17 protein-coding genes are annotated in these 20,741 nt (G+C 71.6%); 9 read left to right on the top strand and 8 right to left on the bottom strand.

Annotated features, from left to right (window positions below; all coding sequences use genetic code 11):
* Nucleotides 1-100 precede the first annotated feature (100 nt).
* Nucleotides 101-2,020, bottom strand: coding sequence for a lamin tail domain-containing protein (locus TNCT1_RS17800; protein ID WP_235902675.1), 1,920 nt, complete (start codon nt 2,018-2,020; stop codon nt 101-103).
* Between the two features lie 353 nt (nt 2,021-2,373).
* Between TNCT1_RS17800 and TNCT1_RS17795 the strand changes: the two genes are divergently transcribed.
* Nucleotides 2,374-3,432 carry a PP2C family protein-serine/threonine phosphatase gene (locus TNCT1_RS17795; RefSeq protein ID WP_235902673.1) on the top strand — a complete coding sequence of 353 codons (1,059 nt, stop codon included), beginning with the start codon at nt 2,374-2,376 and terminating at the stop codon, nt 3,430-3,432.
* A 52-nt stretch (nt 3,433-3,484) separates the two neighbouring features.
* On the opposite strand, the gene TNCT1_RS17790 is transcribed toward TNCT1_RS17795, so the two are convergent.
* Together TNCT1_RS17790 and TNCT1_RS17785 are read right to left on the bottom strand one after the other, a co-directional pair.
* Nucleotides 3,485-3,970, bottom strand: coding sequence for a DUF427 domain-containing protein (locus tag TNCT1_RS17790; protein ID WP_143633069.1), 486 nt, complete (start codon nt 3,968-3,970; stop codon nt 3,485-3,487).
* Nucleotides 3,971-4,159: 189 nt separating this feature from the next.
* Nucleotides 4,160-4,867 (bottom strand): maleylpyruvate isomerase family mycothiol-dependent enzyme, encoded by a 708-nt coding sequence (locus TNCT1_RS17785; RefSeq protein ID WP_143633067.1) that lies wholly within the window; start codon nt 4,865-4,867, stop codon nt 4,160-4,162.
* Nucleotides 4,868-5,389: 522 nt separating this feature from the next.
* Here TNCT1_RS17785 and TNCT1_RS17780 point away from each other — a divergent pair.
* Nucleotides 5,390-6,346, top strand: coding sequence for a DMT family transporter (locus TNCT1_RS17780; RefSeq protein WP_143633064.1), 957 nt, complete (start codon nt 5,390-5,392; stop codon nt 6,344-6,346).
* Between the two features lie 60 nt (nt 6,347-6,406).
* Here the strand turns inward: TNCT1_RS17780 and TNCT1_RS17775 are convergent, their stop codons facing one another.
* The 3 genes from TNCT1_RS17775 to TNCT1_RS17765 form a co-directional block, all read right to left on the bottom strand.
* Complete coding sequence (locus tag TNCT1_RS17775; protein WP_143633062.1) at nt 6,407-7,726, bottom strand: epoxide hydrolase family protein; 1,320 nt, start codon at nt 7,724-7,726, stop codon at nt 6,407-6,409.
* A 210-nt stretch (nt 7,727-7,936) separates the two neighbouring features.
* Nucleotides 7,937-8,905 carry an alpha/beta hydrolase gene (locus TNCT1_RS17770; RefSeq protein WP_143633060.1) on the bottom strand — a complete coding sequence of 323 codons (969 nt, stop codon included), beginning with the start codon at nt 8,903-8,905 and terminating at the stop codon, nt 7,937-7,939.
* Between the two features lie 72 nt (nt 8,906-8,977).
* Nucleotides 8,978-9,421: a nuclear transport factor 2 family protein gene (locus TNCT1_RS17765; protein ID WP_143633058.1), complete on the bottom strand. Its 444-nt coding sequence runs from the start codon at nt 9,419-9,421 to the stop codon at nt 8,978-8,980.
* Between the two features lie 353 nt (nt 9,422-9,774).
* On the opposite strand from TNCT1_RS17765, the gene TNCT1_RS17760 reads away from it, so the two are divergent.
* The 3 genes from TNCT1_RS17760 to TNCT1_RS17750 all read left to right on the top strand — a co-directional run bounded on the left by TNCT1_RS17760 (nt 9,775) and on the right by TNCT1_RS17750 (nt 12,734).
* A complete protein-coding gene (locus tag TNCT1_RS17760) occupies nt 9,775-11,088 on the top strand; it encodes an epoxide hydrolase family protein (protein WP_174266337.1) in 1,314 nt (437 codons plus the stop codon).
* A gap of 170 nt (nt 11,089-11,258) precedes the next feature.
* Complete coding sequence (locus TNCT1_RS17755; protein ID WP_143633056.1) at nt 11,259-12,119, top strand: TIGR03620 family F420-dependent LLM class oxidoreductase; 861 nt, start codon at nt 11,259-11,261, stop codon at nt 12,117-12,119.
* Nucleotides 12,120-12,269: 150 nt separating this feature from the next.
* Nucleotides 12,270-12,734, top strand: a complete 465-nt coding sequence (locus TNCT1_RS17750) for a MarR family winged helix-turn-helix transcriptional regulator (RefSeq protein ID WP_373920480.1) — start codon at nt 12,270-12,272, stop codon at nt 12,732-12,734.
* Between the two features lie 227 nt (nt 12,735-12,961).
* Here TNCT1_RS17750 and TNCT1_RS17740 read toward each other — a convergent pair whose 3' ends face one another.
* Nucleotides 12,962-13,693, bottom strand: coding sequence for a TetR/AcrR family transcriptional regulator (locus TNCT1_RS17740; protein ID WP_143633050.1), 732 nt, complete (start codon nt 13,691-13,693; stop codon nt 12,962-12,964).
* A gap of 337 nt (nt 13,694-14,030) precedes the next feature.
* Here TNCT1_RS17740 and TNCT1_RS17735 point away from each other — a divergent pair, with 337 nt between their 5' ends.
* The 3 genes from TNCT1_RS17735 (at nt 14,031) to TNCT1_RS17725 (ending at nt 19,033) form a co-directional block, all read left to right on the top strand.
* Nucleotides 14,031-15,515, top strand: coding sequence for an APC family permease (locus TNCT1_RS17735; protein ID WP_143633048.1), 1,485 nt, complete (start codon nt 14,031-14,033; stop codon nt 15,513-15,515).
* Nucleotides 15,516-15,570: 55 nt separating this feature from the next.
* Nucleotides 15,571-17,217 (top strand): amidohydrolase, encoded by a 1,647-nt coding sequence (locus TNCT1_RS17730; protein WP_143633046.1) that lies wholly within the window; start codon nt 15,571-15,573, stop codon nt 17,215-17,217.
* A 325-nt stretch (nt 17,218-17,542) separates the two neighbouring features.
* Nucleotides 17,543-19,033 (top strand): alpha/beta hydrolase, encoded by a 1,491-nt coding sequence (locus TNCT1_RS17725; protein WP_143633044.1) that lies wholly within the window; start codon nt 17,543-17,545, stop codon nt 19,031-19,033.
* A 124-nt stretch (nt 19,034-19,157) separates the two neighbouring features.
* Here TNCT1_RS17725 and TNCT1_RS17720 read toward each other — a convergent pair whose 3' ends face one another.
* On the bottom strand, nt 19,158-20,303 hold the full coding sequence (locus TNCT1_RS17720; RefSeq protein WP_143633042.1) for an alkene reductase: 1,146 nt from the start codon (nt 20,301-20,303) through the stop codon (nt 19,158-19,160).
* A 62-nt stretch (nt 20,304-20,365) separates the two neighbouring features.
* Between TNCT1_RS17720 and TNCT1_RS17715 the strand changes: the two genes are divergently transcribed.
* On the top strand, nt 20,366-20,725 hold the full coding sequence (locus TNCT1_RS17715; RefSeq protein ID WP_143633040.1) for a MerR family transcriptional regulator: 360 nt from the start codon (nt 20,366-20,368) through the stop codon (nt 20,723-20,725).
* Nucleotides 20,726-20,741: the final 16 nt, after the last annotated feature.

Here is a 20,741-nt window from a genome sequence, read left to right as displayed (position 1 = left end):
GATGGTCCGGTCGCCGCGCCCGTCCCCGTCATGGAGGCGCCCGGCCACGCCGGCCGCGAGCGGTGGACGGCGACGGCGGCGGTCCCCCGCGGTCAGGGGATCAGCAGGGGAAGGTGCCGCTGTAGAGGGCGTGTCCGTAGGAGGAGGTTCCGGAGCCGAAGCCGTAGACGCCGTCGTCGCTCCAGACGGCTTCGCGTGACCCGTTGACGCAGGTGGACGTGGGCGCGATCGCGAAGCCCTCCAGGTTGTCGACCGGCATGACGGCGGGGTTCGTGTAGGTCACGTCCGGCACGATCGCGCCGGCGGCGTTGACCTTCAGGAAGGTGTGCGTCTCGCCGCAGGTGTTGTCGCAGGTCGCGACGATGCGCTGGGTGCCGGCGTCGAACGTCACGTCCATGACGGACGCCTTGCCGGTCGAGACGGTGCCGAACGTGGTGAACGTGCCGTCGGAGTTCAGGCCGTAGACGTGCAGCGTGCCGTCCCACTCCAGGCCGGCGAAGTACAGGCCCGACCCGTGCAGCGGGTAGTTCGCCGGGTCGTAGGCGGCCCCGGTGAGCGGGTCGGTCCAGCCGTTCGCGGTCAGCCAGCTGTCGGGCACGTAGCCGACGCCCTCGAACCCGAGGTTGGCGTCGTCCTTGCTGCCGGTGTCGAGCTGCGGGAACTGCGAGGTCATGTCCCACTGGTGGACCGGTGTCAGTGTCGAGCCGGTCGCGGCCGGGTCGAACTCCATGATCGTGTCCTTGGGAACCGTGTTGTCGGCGTTGTCGCGCTCGGACGTCACGTAGACGTGGCCGTTGCCGCCGACCGTCACTCCCTCGGAGTCAGGCTGGCCCGAGCCGCCCGCGAAGCGGATCTGCTTGCCGGTCGCGCTCCACGACGGGTCCGGGACCCACTTGCCGTTGCTCTTGACCAGCTTGTACAGCCAGTTCTTGTTCTTGGCGGCCCACAGCACCGACGGGTTCGCCGGGTCGAACGCCAGCCCGCTCACGTCACGGCCCTCCGGGCCGGTGGACGTGGTGAACGCGCAGACGTTGTCGGTGATCGTGACGTCCAGTCCGCCCGGCCACGCGGACGTGCCCGCCGGGGCCGAGCCCGTACCGGAGGGCGCCTCAGGGGTGCAGCCGCTGGTGAGCGAGCCGCCGCCGCCCAGCAGATGACCGGTCTGACCGCCGGCGCCACCACTGCCGGAGCAGGTGTTGGCGCTGCCGAGTGTCGCGGTGGTGGAGGTCTGGAACCAGCCGGTGCCGTTCGCGCAGCGCTGATCGGACGGCTTGGCGCCGCCGGTGGCCCAGGTCACCGAGTCGACGGAGTTGCCGTTGCCGTCGGTGAGGAAGAGCGAGTCGTTGTCGCCGAGGCCGAGGGCGGAGTCGAACGTGACGTAGCCGCCCGCGGGAACACTCGTCGCGCTCGGCGAGGAGGACGAGACCGAGACCGGGGAGTGGCTGGTGTCGCTGTCGACGTACTTCCACGACCCGATGCCGACCGCACTCGTTCCGCCGTTGTACAGCTCCACGGTGTCCGAGCCGTCGGAGGTGACCTCGTTGATCCGCACCCGGCTCGCCGAGGGGACGGACGTCGGGCAGCCCGAGGCGTTCGCGGCACCGAACGTGGCCGCGGTGGTCCCGGTCACCCAGGCGCCGGTGCCATCGCCCCCGCAGCGCGCCATCGCCGGCTTCGCCTTGCCGGTGGCCCACTCGACACGGTCGGCCACCGCGCCGCCGGCGGTGTAGATCACCAGCTTGTCCGAGTCACCGAGCCCTTTGGGCGAGTCGAAGGTGACGAACCCGCCGGCCGGGATCGTGCTGGCGGACGGGGTGAACGACTGCGGCGAGAAACTGTCGTCGGACATCTTCCAGCCGATGAGGCTCACCGCGGTGGAGCCGGTGTTGTACAGCTCCACGGTGTCGTTGTTCGAGGAGGTGACCTCGTTGATGCGCACGTTCTGATAGCCGACCGGGTCAGCGGCGGCCGCCGGCTGAGCGGCGAGCAGCCCGGTGGCGACCAGTGCTGAGAACGTCAAGGCCGCGGCGCACACCGAGGCGACGCCGGCGCGTGAGTCTGAAGTAGGCACGAGGCGGAACTCTGCTGACGCGAGGTTGAAACAGCGTGTACTGCGCCTGAATGCAGCCTGCTGACCACCGGAACGCCAGGCTCGCGGCGCCGCCGCACGCCCCGCGAGCCGGCCGGCCTGCCGATCGCGCCCCGGGCCGCCTCCCTTCCACCAGCGATTTCCCTCGACCAGCCTGCCCTGGTCGTCGACACCGCAGGTGTCGGCCCGCTGACCGCCCCGGCGAGTGGAAGGCTTGGGACATGGCCTTGCGACCATGGAGAGACTTCCGGCGTTCCTGGCAGCCGGGTCACGCACCCGCGCTGATGGTGATCCCTCTCGCGCTGATCGTCGCGGTCTGTGCGGTGGACCTGCTGACTCCGCCGCACATTCACCTCGGCCCCCTGCTGGTCGCGGCGCCGGCGATCACGGTGGCGTTCGCCGGCGCCCGCGTGACCGCGCTGATGGGAGTGCTCGCGGTGGCGGGCCAGGTGCTGATCGGCACGCTGAGAGGGGGCCTGGCCACCTCCAACATCCAGGCGCAGATCATCGCTCTGATCGTGGTCTCCGTCGTCTGTGTCACCATCTGCGTGCTGCGCGATCGACGCGAACGCCAGTTGCACCAGGTGCGGTCGGTCGCCGAGGCCGCGCAGAGCGTGCTGCTGCGGCCGCTGCCCGCCCGCACCGGCCCGCTGCGGATCGCCGGGCTGTACATCCCCGCGGAGGAAGAAGCCGACCTGGGCGGGGACCTGTACGCGGCCGCACGGACCGCCCAGCACAGCACCCGGCTCCTCATCGGCGACGTACGCGGCAACGGCCTGGCCGCGATCAGCAACACCGCCCTGCTGCTCGGCGCCTTCCGGGCAGCCGCCCACCGGCAGGCCACGCTGCCCCGCCTCGCCGTGCACCTGGACGCCGCGTTCCGCTGGGACACCAGCCAGTGGCGGTCACCGACGGAGCGGGACACCGACGAGGACTTCGCCACCGCGATCCTGCTCGACATCCCCGATCACGAGCCGGTCGTGCACCTCATCAACTGCGGCCACCCACCGCCGCTGCTCCTGCGAGGAACCCGGATCACCCCACTCACGCCTGACGCGAGCCACCTTCCGATCGGACTCGGCGGCTCCTTCGGCTTCGCCGCCTACGACGTGCAGACGTTCCCGTTCGAGGCCGGCGACCTGCTGCTCCTCTACACCGACGGCGTCATCGAGGCCCGCGATGCCGACGGCCGCTTCTACCCGTTCACCGAACGGGCGCCCGAGTGGACCAAGGACGATCCCGACGAACTCCTGCGCGCTCTCCACGACGATCTGCTGGCCCACGTCCACGGCCGCCTCGGCGACGACGCGGCCGCAGTCGCGATCCGCCGCCTGGCCGTCTGACCCCCCCGCGCACGATCCGCTCGAGTGCCTGGGAGAGGGCGGCGGGCCACACTCACCACCCACGCGTTCCGGGCGCGCCCTTGAAGGGCCCCCGCACGTCCTCGGTGACCCATCCGCCGTAGAAGTCCCCCTCCTGGGCCTGCACCTCCTTGCCGCCGACGAGGCAGCGGTCGACACGGCTCGCGTAGAAGGCGAAGTAGTCCTTCAGGACCGCGTACGCGGGCTCGGGGCGTGGGTAGCTCCATGCGGCCCGGTTTCGCACCGCGTCACCGACGATCAGATCCCAGTAACGAGCGCCGCCCTTCCATTCGCACCAGGAGCGGCCCTCGGTGAGGAACAGCAGATCCGACCGGACGTCCTCCGGCGGGATGTAGAAGGTCGGAGGGTGACTGGTCTCCAGCACCCGGACCGCACGTCTTGTCTCGGCCACGACGTGGCCACCGCACTCGACACGGACGAGGCGGTCGTCCGGCAGCACTGCGGGCGGCCGGGGGTAGTCCCACACGGACTCGATCTCGCGATCGGTGAAGTCGGCCATACCGTCTCCTCGTGGTGCGCGGGGCACACTGTTCGACGTGTGCATCTCCTCTTCCGCACATCACGGCGTTCCGGATGAGGCGTATCTCGAATTGGCCGGATCGGCTGTGCCGGGGTGGCAGGAGCTTCGTTGCCGGTGGCTCAGTGACGGGGCACAGCACGGCCCGGCCGCCGCGCGCCTGGGCACCGGTCAGATCCAGAAGGGTGCCGGCGGGACCGTGCCGCCGCCGGCCACGGTGAGCCCCGTTCCGGAAGAGCGACCGCTGAGCCAGGCGAGGAGGTCGGCCTGCCCGCCCCTGACTGTGGGACCGCCGGCGCCCAGAGCCTGGACGAGGCCGGTGTCGGTCGCCTCCAGACACAGCGGCGGCGTTTCCGGCCGCCGGGCAAGTGCCTCGACGATGTCGCCGATGATCCACCGTGCGGCGTCGGCCGGGATGTCCGCGAAGCTGTAGCCGACGTCCAGGTCGGCGTGGTGGATCTCCAGTTCGCGCAGCCGGGTGGGGATCAGGGCCGCTGGTGTGCGCAGTTCGCCGGTTCGCATACGGACCTCGTTGTGCCAGGCCGCCGGGGGCAGGGCACGCACCGCGTCCTCGAAGCGGGCGGCGGTGTGGCGGATGTCGGCGACCAGTGCGGCGACCGGCCGTCCGGCGCCTGCCTCGATCTCGGCGGCGCGGGCGTCCATGCTCGTGTACTGCGGTGTCTCCACGCCGGTGAGTGCCCAGGTGAGCAGTCGGCAGAGACTGTCCGCGGCGCGCGCCACATGGGTGATGACGTGGCCGCGGGTCCATGGCGGCACCAGCGTGTCCCCGGCGACCTGGACGTCGGTGAGGGAAGCGACCGTGGCGACGAACCGGTCCGTGGACGCGGTGATCGGGCCCAGAGCATCGAGACGCTGCATCTCCCCCACCTTCTCCGCACCATCCGTATTGCGGAATTATCTGTTCGTTCTACGGAATCCGACAGGAGCGTAGGGGTGGCGCTTCACAGCGTCAACCGGCCGCCGAAGCAACTCGGCCGCACTCGGTCGCACTCCCCTGCTCGCCAACGGAAGCGGGTTTGGACCAGCGAGGATGCGGCCGTGGCCGCTGGAGTGAATCGTGGGAACGCCGTGTCGACCTGACCGGCCACGGCGGGCCGCGCGGGTAGCCTCACGCCGGGCACGACCCCGCGGACTCACGGACGGGGACGGGCGACAGGAAGCGGCCGGCCCGTGCGGGCCGACGCCGGCCCTTCCCCGACCGCGGGAGGGGCCGGTGACCGCCCAGGGCACTGAGGCAGGGAAGCAGCGAGGAGGTCTGTGATGGCCCGACCGGCCCGACGTGGCGCCACTCCTGCGACCCGTGCCGGCGGGGACACCGGCCCGGTGAGGCCCCGGACCGTCCGGCCGGGGTCCCGGCTGCTGCGCCACCCTACCGGGGGGATGGCGGTCGGCGCCCTGTGCGTGTCCGCTTCCGCGGTGCTGCTGGGACTGGCCCGCACCGATCCCGGGACGGCGTCGTTCTACCGCTGTGTCCTGGCTCTGCCCGCGCTGGTGGCGCTGGCGCTGCCGGAGCGCCGCCGGCAGGGACCGCCGCCCCGCGGACAGTACGGTCTCGCGCTGCTCGCCGGCGCCGCGTTCGCCTGGGACATGCTGCTGTGGACCCAGGCGATCGCGGAGGTCGGCGCGGGCCTGTCCACCGTGCTGGTCAACGTGCAGGTGGTGCTGGTCCCCCTGCTGGCCTGGTGCATCGACCGGGAACCGGTGCCGCGTTCCTTCCTGCTCTGGGTGCCGGTAATCCTCCTGGGGGTCGTCCTGACCGGAGGGGTGGTCGAGGGCGGCGCCTCCGGCAGCGACCCGCGGGCGGGCACGGTCCATGCGGTACTGGCGGCCGTCTGCTACTCGGTGTTCTTGTTCCTGCTGCGGCGCGGTGGCCACGGTGGGGTCATCCGGCAGCGCTACGTGCTGGTGATCGCCTGCGCCGCGGTGGTGTCGCTGCTGGCCGGCCGGTTCTCCTACGGGCTGGATCTCACACCGGGCTGGAAAGTCATGGGCTGGCTGCTGGCGGTGGCGGTCTCCAGCCAGGTGGTGGGGTGGCTGCTGGTCGCCTCGACCTCACCGGTGCTGAGCAGTCACGTCGGCGCCGTCCTGCTGCTGCTGACTCCGGTGGGAGCGGTCGCGCTGGGCGCGGTCGTACTCGGTGAGCGGCCCACCGTGCTGCAACTGGCCGGCTGTGTCCTGATCCTGGTCAGCGCCTATTGCGCGGCCGCCCGCGAGATCCGCCCGCGCCACCGACCGGACCGTCCGAGCGGCGCGGACGAGAACGGCTCGCACGAGAGCTGCGCGGACGAGAGCTGCGCGGACGAGAGCGCGTCGGAGCCGGGGGCGACGTCGGAATAGGCTGGCTCGCGTCCCTGGGCCCAGCGCGCGGACTGACGACCATGGCCGGGGACGCGGCCGTCACTTGACCAGTCGGGCGAACCTCCTGACCTCCTGGGCGAACAGCAGCGGCTGCTCGAACGCCGCGAAGTGGCCGCCCGCGGGGATCTGGTCGTTGAAGTGGACCAGGTCGCTGTACGCGCGCTCGGCCCACACCCTCGGGCTGCGCACCAGTTCGTGCGGGAACACGCTCAGGCCGACCGGCAGGTCGAGGGTGGTCAGCTCCGAGGCGCCGTAGTTCTGCCAGTAGACGCGGGCGGAGGACGCGGCGGTGTCGGTGAGCCAGTACAGCGTGATGTTGTCCAGCATCTCGTCGCGGGTCAGGGCGCCCTGCGGCCGGCCCGAGGCGTCGGTCCAGTCGAGGAACTTCTCGTAGATCCAGGCGGCCTGGCCCGCCGGGGAGTCCGCCAGGGCGTAGCCGATGGTCTGCGGACGCGTGGACTGCTCCTGGAAGTAGCCGGAGTACTGGGCGGAGAACGTCTGGATCTCACCGAGGGCCCGCTGCTCCTCAGCGGTGGGGTTCGCCGAGACCGGCGGGTTGAACGTGTACTCCGGGAAGTTGAGCTCCACGCCCAGCAGGCCCTTGGGGCGCAGCTTGCCCAGCTGGGTGGTGACTCCGCCGCCCCAGTCACCGCCCTGGGCGATGTAGCGGGTGTACCCCAGTCGCTCCATCAGCTCGGCCCACGCGGCCGCGATGCGCGCCGTGGTCCAGCCGGTCGAGTCGGGCCGGTCCGAGAGGCCGAAGCCCGGCAGGGACGGGATCACCACGTGGAAGGCGTCCTGCGCGGTGCCGCCGTACGCCATGGGGTCGGTCAGCGGACCGACGGCCTTCAGGAACTCCACGAAGGAGCCGGGCCATCCGTGAGTGAGGATCAGGGGGGTGGCGGCCGCGTGCCGGCTGCGGACGTGCAGGAAGTGGATGCCCAGGCCGTCGATGCGGGTCCGGTACTGGCCGAGGGCGTTGATCCTCCGTTCCAGTCGCCGCCAGTCGTACCGGGTGCGCCAGTAGCCCAGCAGATCGGTCAGCCTGTCGAGCTGGACGCCCTGCGAGGCGTCCGGGACCGTCTCCCGCTCGGGCAGGCGCACCCGGGCCAGCCGCTGCCGTAGGTCCACCAGGTGCGCCTCCGGTACGTGCAGGTGCAGCGGCGTGATCCGCTCGGTGGCCCGTGGCAGCAGGAGCGGGCCCGGGACGCCCTCGCCCGCGGACGCCGGACCGGCTCCGAGGACCATCGGCACGGCGGTGGCCAGACCGGCGGCGGTCGCGGTGCGCAGCAGGTTGCGGCGCGAAGGCTGGAAGGCGGCCGTACCGGCCGATGCCTCCGGGTGACGGAACGAGCGCATGAAGCGCCTCCGATCTCACATGGCGCGCCGCGGGAGCACAGGCCGACGGCGCGCGAAGGGGAAGGGGAACGTCGAACGGTCGCGGGACCGCGCGGCGGCCGCGCGGTCGCTTTCAGGGCGTGGCAGCGGCACGGCGCCCGGTGCGGGGGTTCGCCCGGGCGGCCGCCCGGGCGGAGCGACCGCCCACGGGGGCACGGCCCCGCGGTCTCGTCAGCCCGTCTGAAGAGCCGACTTGAGGCTGGCGACCGCGAGCAGCACCGCATGCTTGGCGGCCTCGGTGTCGTGCAGCGAGTTGACCATGACGAAGTCGTGCACGATGCCGCCGAACCGGGCGTTCGTCGCCGGTACGCCGGCCTGCCGGAGCCTGGCGGCGAACGCCTCGCCCTCGTCCCGCAGCACGTCGGCCTCAGCGGTGATGATCAGCGCCGGCGGCAGCCCCGCCAGGTCCTCCAGGCTCGCCCGCAGCGGGGAGACGGTGATCCGGCCGCGCTCCTCCTCGCTGCGGGTGTACTGGTCCCAGAACCACTTCATGCCGTCACGGGCGAGGAAGTAGCCCTCGGCGAACTCCTCGTACGACGGGGTGTCGAAGGAGGCGTCGGTGACGGGGTAGAACTCCACCTGCTTGACGAAGCGGACGTCGCCGCGCTGCTTGGCCAGCAGGGTCAGTGCGATCGCCATGTTGCCGCCGACCGAGTCGCCGGCCACCGCCATGCGCTGGGCGTCGAGGTCCTTGCCGGCGCCCTTCCCCGTCACCCACTGCGCCACCGCGTAGCTCTGCTCCAGGGCGACGGGGTATCCCGCCTCGGGGGCGTGGTCGTACTCCGGGAAGACCACGGCGGCGCCGACCCCGACCGCGAGGTCCCGCACCAGACGGTCGTGCGTGTGCGCGTCGCCGAACACCCAGCCCGCGCCGTGCACGTAGAGGATGACGGGCAGCGTCACCCCGGACGTCCCCACCGGACGCACTATGCGCACCCTGACGACGCCGGTGGGGCCGCCCTCCACCTCCAACCACTCCTCGTCGACGTCCGGCTTGAAGATCTCGGCGTCCTGGACCTGGTCCACCGCCTTGCGCCCCTCCTCCGGAGGGAGCTGGTACAGGAACGGCGGTTCGGAGGTGGCGTCGACGAAGGCCTGAGCGGCGGGTTCGAGGGCGATGTCACGGGGATTGCCGGCCATGGTGGTGCTCCTTGTTGATGGGGCGTCGGGCGTGAGGGACACACGGCTGTTCCCAGCCGAGCGGTGTCCGGCTCAGTGGGCGAACGCGGCCTCGAGGTTGTTCAGCACTCCTAGTTGCGCCATGAGGACGGTTCCGGAGGGGTAGCAGTTGAAGGACTCGATCTTGTCCTCGCGCAGGCGGAACACGTCGCAGCAGGGCACCTGGATGGTCTTGCCGGTCGCGCGGATCGAGCCCATGGGAAGAGTCAGTTCGCCCTGGTGGGTCCCGTTGAGCGACAGCTCGACGACAACGATGTCGCCGCGCACGTAGACGTCGTAGAGCTCGCGGTGCATGTCGGGGAAGGCCTGGGCGTAGGTGCGCACCGGCTCCCCCACTTCGGCACCGCGGTAGGTGACGCCCACCGACTGGTCGGTGAAGGTGCCGTCCTCGGTGAAGCAGTCGATCCAGCCGGGGATGTCCTGGACTTCCGCCACCTGGTAGGCGTTCCGGATGATCTTTTCGAGGTCGAGCGACATGAGGTTTTCCCTTTCGAGGAGTGGGACGGCGACGGGAGCGCGGGTCTCGTCCTGACCGTGAGGGACGACGGCTGGAAGCACGCGGCCGGGCCCGGACCGTCCGGGCCGCGTGGCTCCGAGGGGCCCGGATCTGTCGCCACAGTAGCCGATTTACATGACGCGTCAACCAATGGACCGCATAGCCGTCAGCTCAGGCGTCCCGCAGGGATGCCAACTGGTTTACGAACACGACGAGATGCGGCCACGACAATCACACCGCTCACACGATCACTCCAACATCTAGTTGACATGTCATCTCGTCAGATCCTACGCTCCGGCCACGTATTGCCTGGATCCAGCGCAACGGAGGAACCGTGTCCACCACCGCACAGCCCGCCTCGCCCCAGTCGTCGCGGCCGGACGGGTCCCGCCGGGGCTTCCTGCACTCGGCCGCAGCCGCGATGTCGGCGCTCCCGCTTTCCCTCGCCCTGGAGTCCCGGCCGGCCCGCGCGGCGGAGGTCGCGGGTGTCCCCCTCGCGCCGGCCGGACCCGATGCGCGACGCTTCCGACTGCACGTGCCGCAGAGCGCCCTCGACGACCTGGACCAACGCCTGCGCACCGTCCGGCTCCCCGAGCGGGAGACCGTGGACGACGTCTCGCAGGGCGTGCCGCTCGAACGGTTGCGGGCCCTGCTCGACCACTGGCGCACGCGGTACGACTGGCGCGCCTTCGAATCCCGGATCAACGCGATCGGGCAGTACCGCACCCGGATCGACGGGCTGGGCGTTCACTTCGTGCACGTCAGGTCCGCGCACCGGAACGCCCTCCCGGTGGTCCTCAACCACGGCTGGCCCGGATCGTTCGTGGAGTTCCTCGACACCATCGGCCCCCTCACGGATCCGACGCGGTACGGCGGCTCCGCGGACGACGCGTTCCACGTGGTCATCCCCTCGATGCCCGGCCACGGTTTCTCCGACATCCCCGCCCAGTCCGGCTGGGACCCGGCAAGGATCGCCCGCGCCTGGGCCACGCTCATGCAAGATCTGGGCTACCGCCGCTACATCGCCCAGGGCGGCGACTGGGGCGGCGCCGTCACCACGCAGATGGGCAGGCAGCGTCCGCCGGGCCTGATCGGCGTGCACCTCAACCTGCCGGAGTTCATGCTCACCAACACGGCCCTCGGCGACGGCACTCCGGAGGAGCAGGCGGCCATCGCCCAGCAGCAGATCTTCGCCCAGCAGTACGGCGGGTACTTCCAGGAACAGGCCACCCGCCCGCAGACGATCGGCTACGGGCTGGCCGACTCGCCCGCCGGCCAGGCGAGCTGGATCTACGAGAAGTTCATCGACTGGACCGACAGCGACCACCGCCCCGAGCGCGTCCTCGGCCTCGACCGCATGCTGGACGACATCACCCTGTACTGGCTCACCGGAACCGGCGCGTCCTCCGCGCGGCTGTACTGGGAGTTCTACCGGGACAACCACGAGCTGACGCGACTGGATCTCCCGGTGGGAGTCAGCGTCTTCCCCCACGAGCTGGTGCGCACCCCGAGGGTGTGGGCCGAGAAGGCCTACGACAACCTCGTCTACTTCAACGACGACATCGCGGCCGGCGGCCACTTCGCGGCGTTCGAGCAGCCAGGTCTCTTCGTGGACGAACTGCGCGCCTACGCACGCCACGTGAGATGACCGCTGCCGGCCGGACGCCCGGCGTGGCGGCGGTGTACTCAGGCCCCTCCTTCGCCCGGCGGCACCGCCCAGAGCCGGCAACGGCACGCCTCAGCGCATTTGGTTGACGCGTCACCTAGTTCGGATTAGGGTGACCGCACGGTTGCGGAAGGCAGAAGAGGAGCGTCGCCATGTACATCGGCAAGACCGGCATCTGGAGTCCGGAGCTGCGTCTGCACCGCGACCCCGTGGAGATCCACGAGGCCGCGGCGGAGCTGGACCAGAGCGGCTGGGGTGCGCTGTGGATCCCCGGTCTCGGCGGCGGCGACATCCTGGGCGACGCGGAACGGCTGCTGCGGGCGACCGCGAACACCACCGTCGCCACCGGAGTGCTCAGCATCTGGCGCCACCCGGCCGCCGAAATGGCCGAGGGTCACGCGCGACTGCGTAAGGCGTACGGGCACCGGCTGCTCCTCGGGCTGGGCGTCAGCGACGCCGCCGCCGCGCAGCACGCCGGCGGAACGTACCGTCCCCTCGCGGCGCTCAACGGCTACCTCGACGCCCTCGATCTGGCGAAGGACCCGGTCCCGGCGGATGAGCGCCTGGTGGCCGCCATGGGCCCCAAGCTCACCGAGCTCGCGGGCCGGCGCAGTGCGGGCAGCCACCCGTTCCTGGTCACCCCCGAGTTCACCGCCCGTGCCCGGACCGTCCTGGGTTCCGGTCCCGTGCTCGCCCCCTACCAGGCTGTCGTAGTGGACACCGATCCCGAACGCGCCCGGGAGACCGCTCGCGGCTTCCTCTCCCCCTTCATCCGCATGGGGCACTACGCCAAGAGCCTGCTCAGGCAGGGCTTCACCGAGGAAGACCTGTCCGAGGGCGGCAGCGACCGTCTGCTGGACGCGGTCGTGGCACGGGGAGACGTCGACGCCATCGGTGAGCGGATCAAGGCCCACCACGACGCCGGTGCCACCCACGTGGCCCTCCACGTCATCGGCCGGGGCGAGGGCCTGCCCCTCGCCGAGTGGCGGCGGCTCGCGCCACTGGCGCACTGATCTGAACGCGGGGCGGGCGCCCCACACCCTGGGGCGGGCGACCCACGGTGTGGCGCGGGCGGCAGTTCGGCCGGGCGGCCTGCTGCCGGAACGCGAATCACGCGCGTCGGGAAGATGACTGAAGTGTCAACCTTCTCATACGGTGGACACATGACGGAATCAACCCGATGGCTGACCCCGGTGGAGGAGCGTGCCTGGCGAGGTCTGCTGCGCATGCACGACCTGCTGGTCAGCCAGGCCGGTCGGTCGATGCAGAGCTCCTTCGGACTCTCCGCGACCGATTACAAGGTGTTGGCCGAGCTGACCCGGTCCGCCGACGACCGGTTGCGGGTGCTCGAACTCGCGAAGGTGCTGGGGTGGGAGAAGAGCAGGGTCTCCCACCACATCGCACGCATGGCCAAGCGCGGCCTCGTCGACCGGGAGGAGTGCGCCGACGACGGCCGTGGCGCGTACGTGAGAGTGACGCCGGCCGGGCGCGCGGCCCTGGAGAGCGCGGCGCCACAGCACGTCGAAGACGTCCGCCGCCTGTTCCTGGACCACCTCACCCCGGGCCAGACCGCCCTGCTGGCGGAGATCGCCGACTCGATCATCGCGAAGCTCGACCCTCAGCAGTGAGACGCGCGCCTGCCGCGCGGCCGCCCTGTCGGAGGACGACGCGCCCGGACGTGTGAGAGGAGTCGTTTGGGCCTCGAGCGCGATCCGTTGATCCCGCTGGAGGTCCCGGCCGACCTCGTCGACGCCATCACGGCCTTCGCGCCGGCAGCCGTCCTCTCCGCGCGGCCGGCTGACCCGCTCGGTGAGGGAACAGGTGCGCGCTCGGCGCCGGTTCGTCGCGCGCGCCCTCAGCGGCCGTGCCGGGCGAGCGCGTCCCGCAGTCCGTCGAGGAAGACCTCCAGCGCGCCGGGGTAGGCGCTGGTGCTCATGGTCTGCGCCAGGGCGTGCGCGGACTCGGCGATGCGCGGGTATTCGTCGGCGGGCAGACGGGTGTAGGTCGCCTGCCAGGCCCCGCGGTCGGCCGCTTCCGCTTCCGCGGGCAGCGTGTGGGCGGCCGCGTCGATGGCGGCGAAGCCGAGTGTGAAGTCGATGAACCGGTGGTAGTAGTGGGCCGCGTCGTCCGGCCCGAAGCCGGCGTCGCGCAGGATGCCCAGACCGGTCTCGACACCCCGCATCTCATTGGGGCGGCGGGTGACCCGGGAGGCCGCCAGCACCGCGGCGTGAGGGTGGGCGGTGTACGTGCGGTGCAGTTCGAGCCCCACACAGCGCAGGTCATCGCGCCACTCTCCGGTGATCCGTACGTCCTTGAGGCTCATTCCGATCAGTTCGTCCGCGACCGCGAGGACGAGGTCGTCGGTGCTCCGGAAATAGCGGTACAGCGCTGACGGGTCGGCTCCCAGCGCGTTGCCGAGGCGGCGCACGCCCAGCGCGTCGTGGCCGTGCTGGCTCAGCAAGCGGATCGCCGTCCGCACGATCAGCTCCTGGCTGAGCACCGTGCCCGTCCTCGTCGTGCGGCGCCGTCGTCCGGCCGCGAGCCGCCCGGACGGAGCCGCGTCGTCCGTATCGCCGTAGGTGCCCATCCGGAGTCCGATCTGAGAGGTAACGAGTGGCAGAGGTTCTTATGACAACGCGATTGACCTTAAAAGTCCAGAGCTGTTTGATGTGGCTCCACCAGCGCTGCACGCCGCTGTCGACCCGTGCCGACGGTGACGGCGCGGGGCCGGTCGGTACGGGCCGACCTGCCCGGCGGTCCGTCGACACAGCCGTGCCCTGACGGGTCCGGTGCACCATCCGCCACACCTTCTCCGCCACCCGGCGGCGGTCCGCGGACCGCCGCTTCCATGCCGCAGCACCTGCAGACCTTCTCCTCCGTTCACGGACGCCGCGCGTGCGTCCCGCCCCCTGGACCGGTTGCCCATGGAAAACACCACCCCGTCCCCTGAGTTGAAGAAATCGCTGGGAGTCGTGGACGGCGTAGTACTGGCCGCCTCCAGTACCGCCGCGACCACCAGCATCGGTATCGGCCTCGGAGTCCTCGCCTCGACCACGGGCCGGCGGACGCCGCTCATCCTGCTGCTCGGCTTCCTGCCGATGCTCGGCATCGCCAGCGCGTACGCCCGCCTGAACAGGGCGGAGCCCAACTGCGGCGCCGGATACGTGTGGGTCGGCCGGAGCATGGGCCCATGGCTCGGGATGATCGCCGGCTGGGTACCGCTCGCCGGTGGCGTCGTCTTCCTCGCCTACACCACGTCCGTGACCGGTTCCGTCCTGGTGCAGTGCGCCCACAAGGCCGGCGTCGACAGCCTCCTTGGCCGGCATCTGGACGCCGACTCCACCCTCCAGTGCACCCTGATCGGCCTGGTCGTCCTGGCCGCGGTCACCGTGACCGCCGTGACCGGCGTCCACAAGGCAACCCGGCTCCAGTCCTACCTGCTCGCCTTCGAGTACGCCGTGCTGCTGGTCTTCTGCTGCTGGGGACTGATCGCGGGCGACCAGCCCTTCTCGCTGTCCTGGTTCGACCCGTTCGCCTTCGACTCGCCCGCCGCCCTGGCCCAGGGCCTGGTCCTGGCGGTCTTCTTCTACTGGGGGTGGGACGCCGCGTTCTCCGTCACCGAGGAGACGGAGCGGGCCGGTGACGCGGCCCGGGGCAGCTACATCGCCCTGTTCACCATGCTCGGCCTGTTCCTCCTGGGCGCCGTCGCCTTCCAGCGGGTCATGACCACCCCCGAGATGAGCGAGACCGGCGCCCAGGGACTGACCTACTACGCCGCCCGGCTCGCCGACGACCCCTGGGCCACCCTCCCGCTGATCGCCCTGATGTTCTCGGCCGTGGCCTCCCTGCAGGCCGGCATCATCCCCACCGCCCGCCTGACGCTGGCCATGAGCCGCGAACGCACCCTCGGCCCCGTCTGGGCACGCATCAGCACCCGGCACGGCGGCCCCACCGCCGGCACCGTGATCGTCACCGTCATCTCCGCGGTCGTCGCGATACTGACCGTGGTGATCCCCAAGCTCAACGAGGCGATCCTGGCCGCGGTCAACGCCATCGGCATCCTCGTCGCGCTCTACTACGGGCTCACCGCCATCGCCTGCGCCCTGCGCTTCCGCGGTCTCCTGCGCACCAGCCCGCGTGAAGCCGTCCTCGCCGTCGTCGTGCCGTCGGTGTGCGCCGTCGTCCTGTTCGCCCTCGGCGCCTACCTCGCGTTCTACTACGCGACCCTCAGCGACACCTTCGAAGTCAGCGTCGACAACGGCTGGTTCAACCTGCTGTGCCCCTCCGTGATCCTCGTGACCGGCCTCGTGGTGTCCGCGGTCGCCAAGTGGTACCGCCGCGCCCCCGCCTTCACCCGCACGACGGCGCCGGCCGCCGTCCCGGCCTCCGAAGCCGAGTCCCTGTCCTGACCGCGGCGCCTTTACTGCCCGGACCCATACTCCAGCGATTGGACCTTCCCACCTCATGTCCCACCTCGACGCCGACCTCGTCTTCACCAACGGACCCGTCCTGACCATGGACCCGGCCCGCACCCGGGCCACCACCCTGGCCGTCACCGACGGCCGCATCACGGCTGTCGGCCACGACGAGGTCAAGGAGCTCGTCGGAGCGCGCACCGAGGTCGTCGACCTGCGCGGCCGCCCGCTGCTGCCGGGCTTCCAGGACGCTCACGTCCACGCCGTCATGGGCGGCATCGAACTCGGCGAGTGCGACCTGACCGGGACCACCGAACCCGACGAGTACGCCCGCCGTATCCGTGCCTACGCCGACGCCCACCCCGACAAGGAATGGATCACCGGCGGCGGCTGGTCCATGGAGAGCTTCGAGGGCGGCATACCGACCCGGCAGTTCCTCGACACGCTCGTGCCAGACCGGCCGGTCTACCTCCTCAACCGGGACCACCACGGCGCCTGGGTCAACACCCGGGCACTGGAGATCGCCGGCATCACCGCCGCCACCCCCGATCCGCAGGACGGCCGCATCGAACGCGAGCCGGCCGGCACCCCCGTCGGAATGCTCCAGGAAGGCGCGCTCGGCCTGGTCGGCGCCCACCTCCCGGCGCAGACACCGGCCGACCGGATCGCCGGGCTGCTGCGCGCCCAGGAACTCCTGCACGGTCTCGGCATCACCGCCTGGCAGGACGCGCTGCTGTGCGGGGCGGACGGCTACCCCGACCCCTCCGACGCCTACCTGGCGGCAGCTCTCGACGGCACTCTGACCGCCTCGGTGACCGGCGCCCTGTGGTGGCGCAGGTCCGTGGGCGAGGAGCAGATCCCCGACCTGCTGCACCGACGGCAGCGTCTCACGCACGGCAAGCTCCGCTGCTCCACGGTCAAGATCATGCAGGACGGGGTCGCGGAGAACCACACGGCGGCCATGACCGCTCCCTACCTCGACGGCTGCGGCTGCGCCACCGCCAACAGCGGTCTCAGCTTCGTCGACCCCGAAGCCCTCAAGCGGTACGTCACCGGGTTGGACGCCGCCGACTTCCAGGTCCACTTCCACGCCCTGGGCGACCGCGCGGTCCGCGAGGCACTCGACGCCGTCGCCGCCGCCCGCGCCGCCAACGGCACCCGCGACACCCGTCCCCACCTCGCCCACCTTCAGGTCGTCCACCCCGACGACATCCACCGCTTCCGCGAGCTGGGAGCCACCGCCAACATCCAGCCGCTGTGGGCCGCTCACGAACCCCAGATGGACGAACTCACCATCCCCTTCCTCGGGCCCGAACGCGCCGCCTGGCAGTACCCCTTCGGCGACCTCGTACGGGCGGGCACCACCCTCGCGGCCGGCAGCGACTGGCCCGTCTCCAGCCCAGACCCGCTGGCCGGCATCCACGTCGCCGTCAACCGCGCCCTGCCCGGTGCCGACGACAAGCCGTTCCTGCCCGAGCAGGCCCTCGACCTCACCACCGCGCTGGCCGCCTACACCGCGGGCAGCGCCTACGTGAACCACCTCGACGACACCGGAACCCTCCGTCCCGGGAACCGCGCCGACCTCGTGGTCCTCGACCGCGACCCCTTCGCCGCACCTCCCGGGGCCATCGCCGGGACCCGCGTCCACCTCACCTACGTCGACGGCCGGCGCGTCCACTCGGCGGCCGACGCCTGACCGGCCGGCTCGTCCCTCCGACCGCCCGCACCGCCCACCCCGGTGTCCGCGGGCGTCCAGCGCCTTCGTCATGCGGTGCGTCCGACGCCGCAGTGTGAGGGGACCGAGGGGACCCCTCCCGTGTGCCGGGGCCGGTGGCCGCTCCGTTGGCCGCCGGCACACGGGAGGGTGAGGGTCAGCGTCGGGCGTCGTGGTGGTCGCCGCCGCGGTGGTCGTGGTGACGGGTATCCGTGAAGTGCGTCAGGGGGATGGTGGGGTAAACCCCAGGTCGCTTCAGGTTGTTGCCCGGATGGGTCGGGACCCGGAGATCCGCGAGGCTCGTCCCATGACGCAGCGCACACGCACCTTCCGCAACGCCGGCATCGTCGGCGTCTCCACCGTCCTTCTCGCCGTCACCGCGCCCGTGACCGCCTCCGTGGCCGCGAGCCCCTCCGCGGACCTCACCTGGACCGCCTGCGAGGGCTCCGGCATCAACCCCCGTCAGCAGTGTGCGACCCTCCAGGTCCCCATGGACTACGCCGACCCCGGCAGTCCCCTCATCGACATCGCCGTCTCGCGCATCCCGAGCGAGAATCCCGAGGCACGGCGCGGCACCCTGTTGCTGATCCCCGGCGGGCCGGGCGGCTCCAGCCTGAACGACCCCTCGGGTAAAGGCCAGAAGCTCCCCCAGGACGTCCGGGACGCCTACGACCTGGTGGGCTTCGCCCCACGCGGGCTCGCCCCGTCCACGCCCGTCGACTGCGGGCTGGACCACGGCGACCTGGCCACCTCCAAGCTCCGCCCCTGGCCCGCCGCCGACGGCTCGGTGGACGGGAACATGGCCACCGCCCGCCGCATGGCCGACGCCTGCGCCGCGAACGGCGGCGAGCTGATCCGGCATCTCAGCACCGCCAACGAGGCCCGTGACATCGACCGTCTGCGCGCCGCGCTCGGCGAGCGCAAGCTCTCCGCGTGGGGCGTGTCGTACGGGACGTACGTCGGAGCCGTGTACGCCCAGCTGTTCCCGCACCGAACCGACCGCATCGTGCTGGACAGCAACGACAACCCCGACCCCACCCGCGTCGCCCGCGCCTGGCTGGCCGGGCACGAGCAGGGCGTGGAGGACACCTTCCCCGACTTCGCCGCGTGGGCGTCGAGGCCGGACAACCCGGACCGCGTCGCGAGCAGGGCCGCCGACGTCCGGCCGCTGTTCCTGCGGCTGGCCGCCCGGCTCGACCGGGAACCCCTCCCCTGGCCCGGCGCCAACCCGGAGGAGCTGAACGGCAACGTCCTGCGCCAGACCATGCTGGACAGCCTCTACTCCCCCAGCCGCTATCCCACGCTCGCCAAGCTGATACGGGCCGCCCAGCAGGGCAACGTGCCGCCCGCGCCCGCGGCGCCGCCCGAGGCCGTCCTGCAGAACGTCGCCGCCGTCGGCGCCGGCACGATGTGCGACGACGTCGCGTGGCCCACGTCGAAGGCCGTGTACGAGAAGGAGGTCGCCGAGAGCCGCGCAAAGTACCCGCTCACCGCCGGCATGCCCCGCAACGCGATGCCGTGCGCCGCCTGGCCGTATCCGCCACGTGAGGCGCCGGTGAGGATCACCGGCCGGGGGCCGTCCGACATCCTGCTCGTCCAGAACGCGCGGGACGTCGCGACCCCGCTCAGCGGCGCCCGGAAGCTCCGGGAGGCGTTCGGCCGGCGCGCTGTCATGGTGACGGTGAACTCCACCGGGCACGACGCCTACCTCGCCAACGGCAACGCCTGCGGCGACCGCACGGTCTCCCGCTTCCTGGCGACGGGGCAGCGGCCGGACACGGACACCTACTGCGCCTGACGGCCGCCCGGCGTCACCGGCCCCGACCCATGGGCCCCGATGCCAGGTTGCGCCCGGTGTCGCGCGCCCACTCGCTCGTGATGCGGCGTGCCGCCCCGCAGCGAGGCGCCGCTGACGAGTCTGCCTACAGAGCTGCTCCCGTTTCCAGGCATGGCGGAAGGACCGAGTCGCTGGACAGCGGCTCCGACTGATTCGACAGGGCGGCATAGTCGTTGTAACCGGTGGCCCCGCCCACGTACATGAAGTACCGGTCCCGGACCGGGTTGAGGGGTGCGCCGAGGCGCAGCCGGGTGACGAGGTCCGGGTTGGCGAGGAAGGGCCGGCCGAGTGCCACCAGGTCGGCGCCGGCCGCCAGCATCTCCCGCGTGGCCCGGGTGACGGCCCGTGTGGACAGGTCGGTCAGGTCCGGGTTGCCGATCAGGACGCCGGGCCAGTCGGTCCGGATCCGCCGGTACCAGCCGGTCGCCGGGTCGGAGCGCACCAGGTGCAGATAGGCGAGGTCCAGCCTCTTCAAGCGGTCCAGGAGCGTGGCGTAGAGACGGTCGGTGTCTTCCTCCAGAACGCCGTTGACCGTGCTCGCCGGGGAGATGCGGATGCCCACCCGGTCGGCGCCGATCGCGTCGGCCACCGCCTCGGTTACCTCCGCCGCGAACCGCACCCGCCGCGCGACGGTGCCGCCGTAGCTGTCGGTGCGGCGGTTGGTGTTGTCCGCGAGGAACTGGTGCAGCAGCATGCCGTTGGCCGAGTGCACCTCCACGCCCTCGAGGCCCGCGTCGACGGCCCGGCGTGCGGCGGCGGCGAAGTCGGCGATCGTGTCCCGGATGTCGTCCGTCGTCATCGCGCGCGGGACGGCTGCCTGCAGGTGGCCCTGCGGTGTGAAGATCCTCTCCGGCAGCGGGACGGCGGAGGGTGCGAGGGGCGTCAGGCCGGTGGTCGCCGGGTGGCTGACCCGTCCCCCGTGCTGGAGCTGCAGGAACATCTGTCCGCCGGCTGCCCGCACCGCGTCGGTGACCCGCCGCCAGCCGTCAGCGTGCCGGGCGGTGTGGATGGCGGTGATGTCCGGGTACGTCTGTCCGGCCGGGTTGGGCGTCGAGCCCTCGGCGATGATCAGTCCGGCCGAGGCGCGCTGTGCGTAGTGGGTGACCATCAGGTCCGTGGGGGTGCCGTCGGCCTCCGCACGGTTCCGGGTCAGCGGGGCCATCACGAGGTGGTTGGGCAGGACGAGCCGGCCGAGCCGGGCGGGGGCGAGGAAGTCCGTTGTCCGCGTCATGCCGGCACGGTAGAACTTGACACCGATGTGAGGTTCAAGCCCACTTCCCGGCGGAGGCGGACATGCGGATCGGCGAACTGGCCCGGCGCACCGGCGTGAGCGAGCGGTCGCTGCGCTACTACGAGACGCAGGGGCTGCTCACCGCCGAGCGCACCCCCGGCGGCCACCGCGACTACCCGGAGTGGGCCGTCGACCGGGTCATCCGGATCCAGGAACTGTACGCGGCCGGGCTGCACAGCGAGAAGATCCGACAACTGCTGCCCTGCATGCGCGACCGGGACGGCGGACCCTCCGCGATCGCCACCGGGCGCCTGGTGCAGGACCTGACAGCCGAGCGGGACCGGATCGACCGCATGATCGCCGATCTGCGCCGCACCCGGGAGACCCTGGACGAGGTCATCCGCACGGCCCGGGACGCCTGACCGGCCCTGCCTCCGA

The organism is Streptomyces sp. 1-11 (assembly GCF_007176755.1).
Classification (GTDB): domain Bacteria; phylum Actinomycetota; class Actinomycetes; order Streptomycetales; family Streptomycetaceae; genus Streptomyces.
Note: the sequence above shows the minus strand (reverse complement) of the source record. Positions and strands in the feature narration are given on the sequence as shown.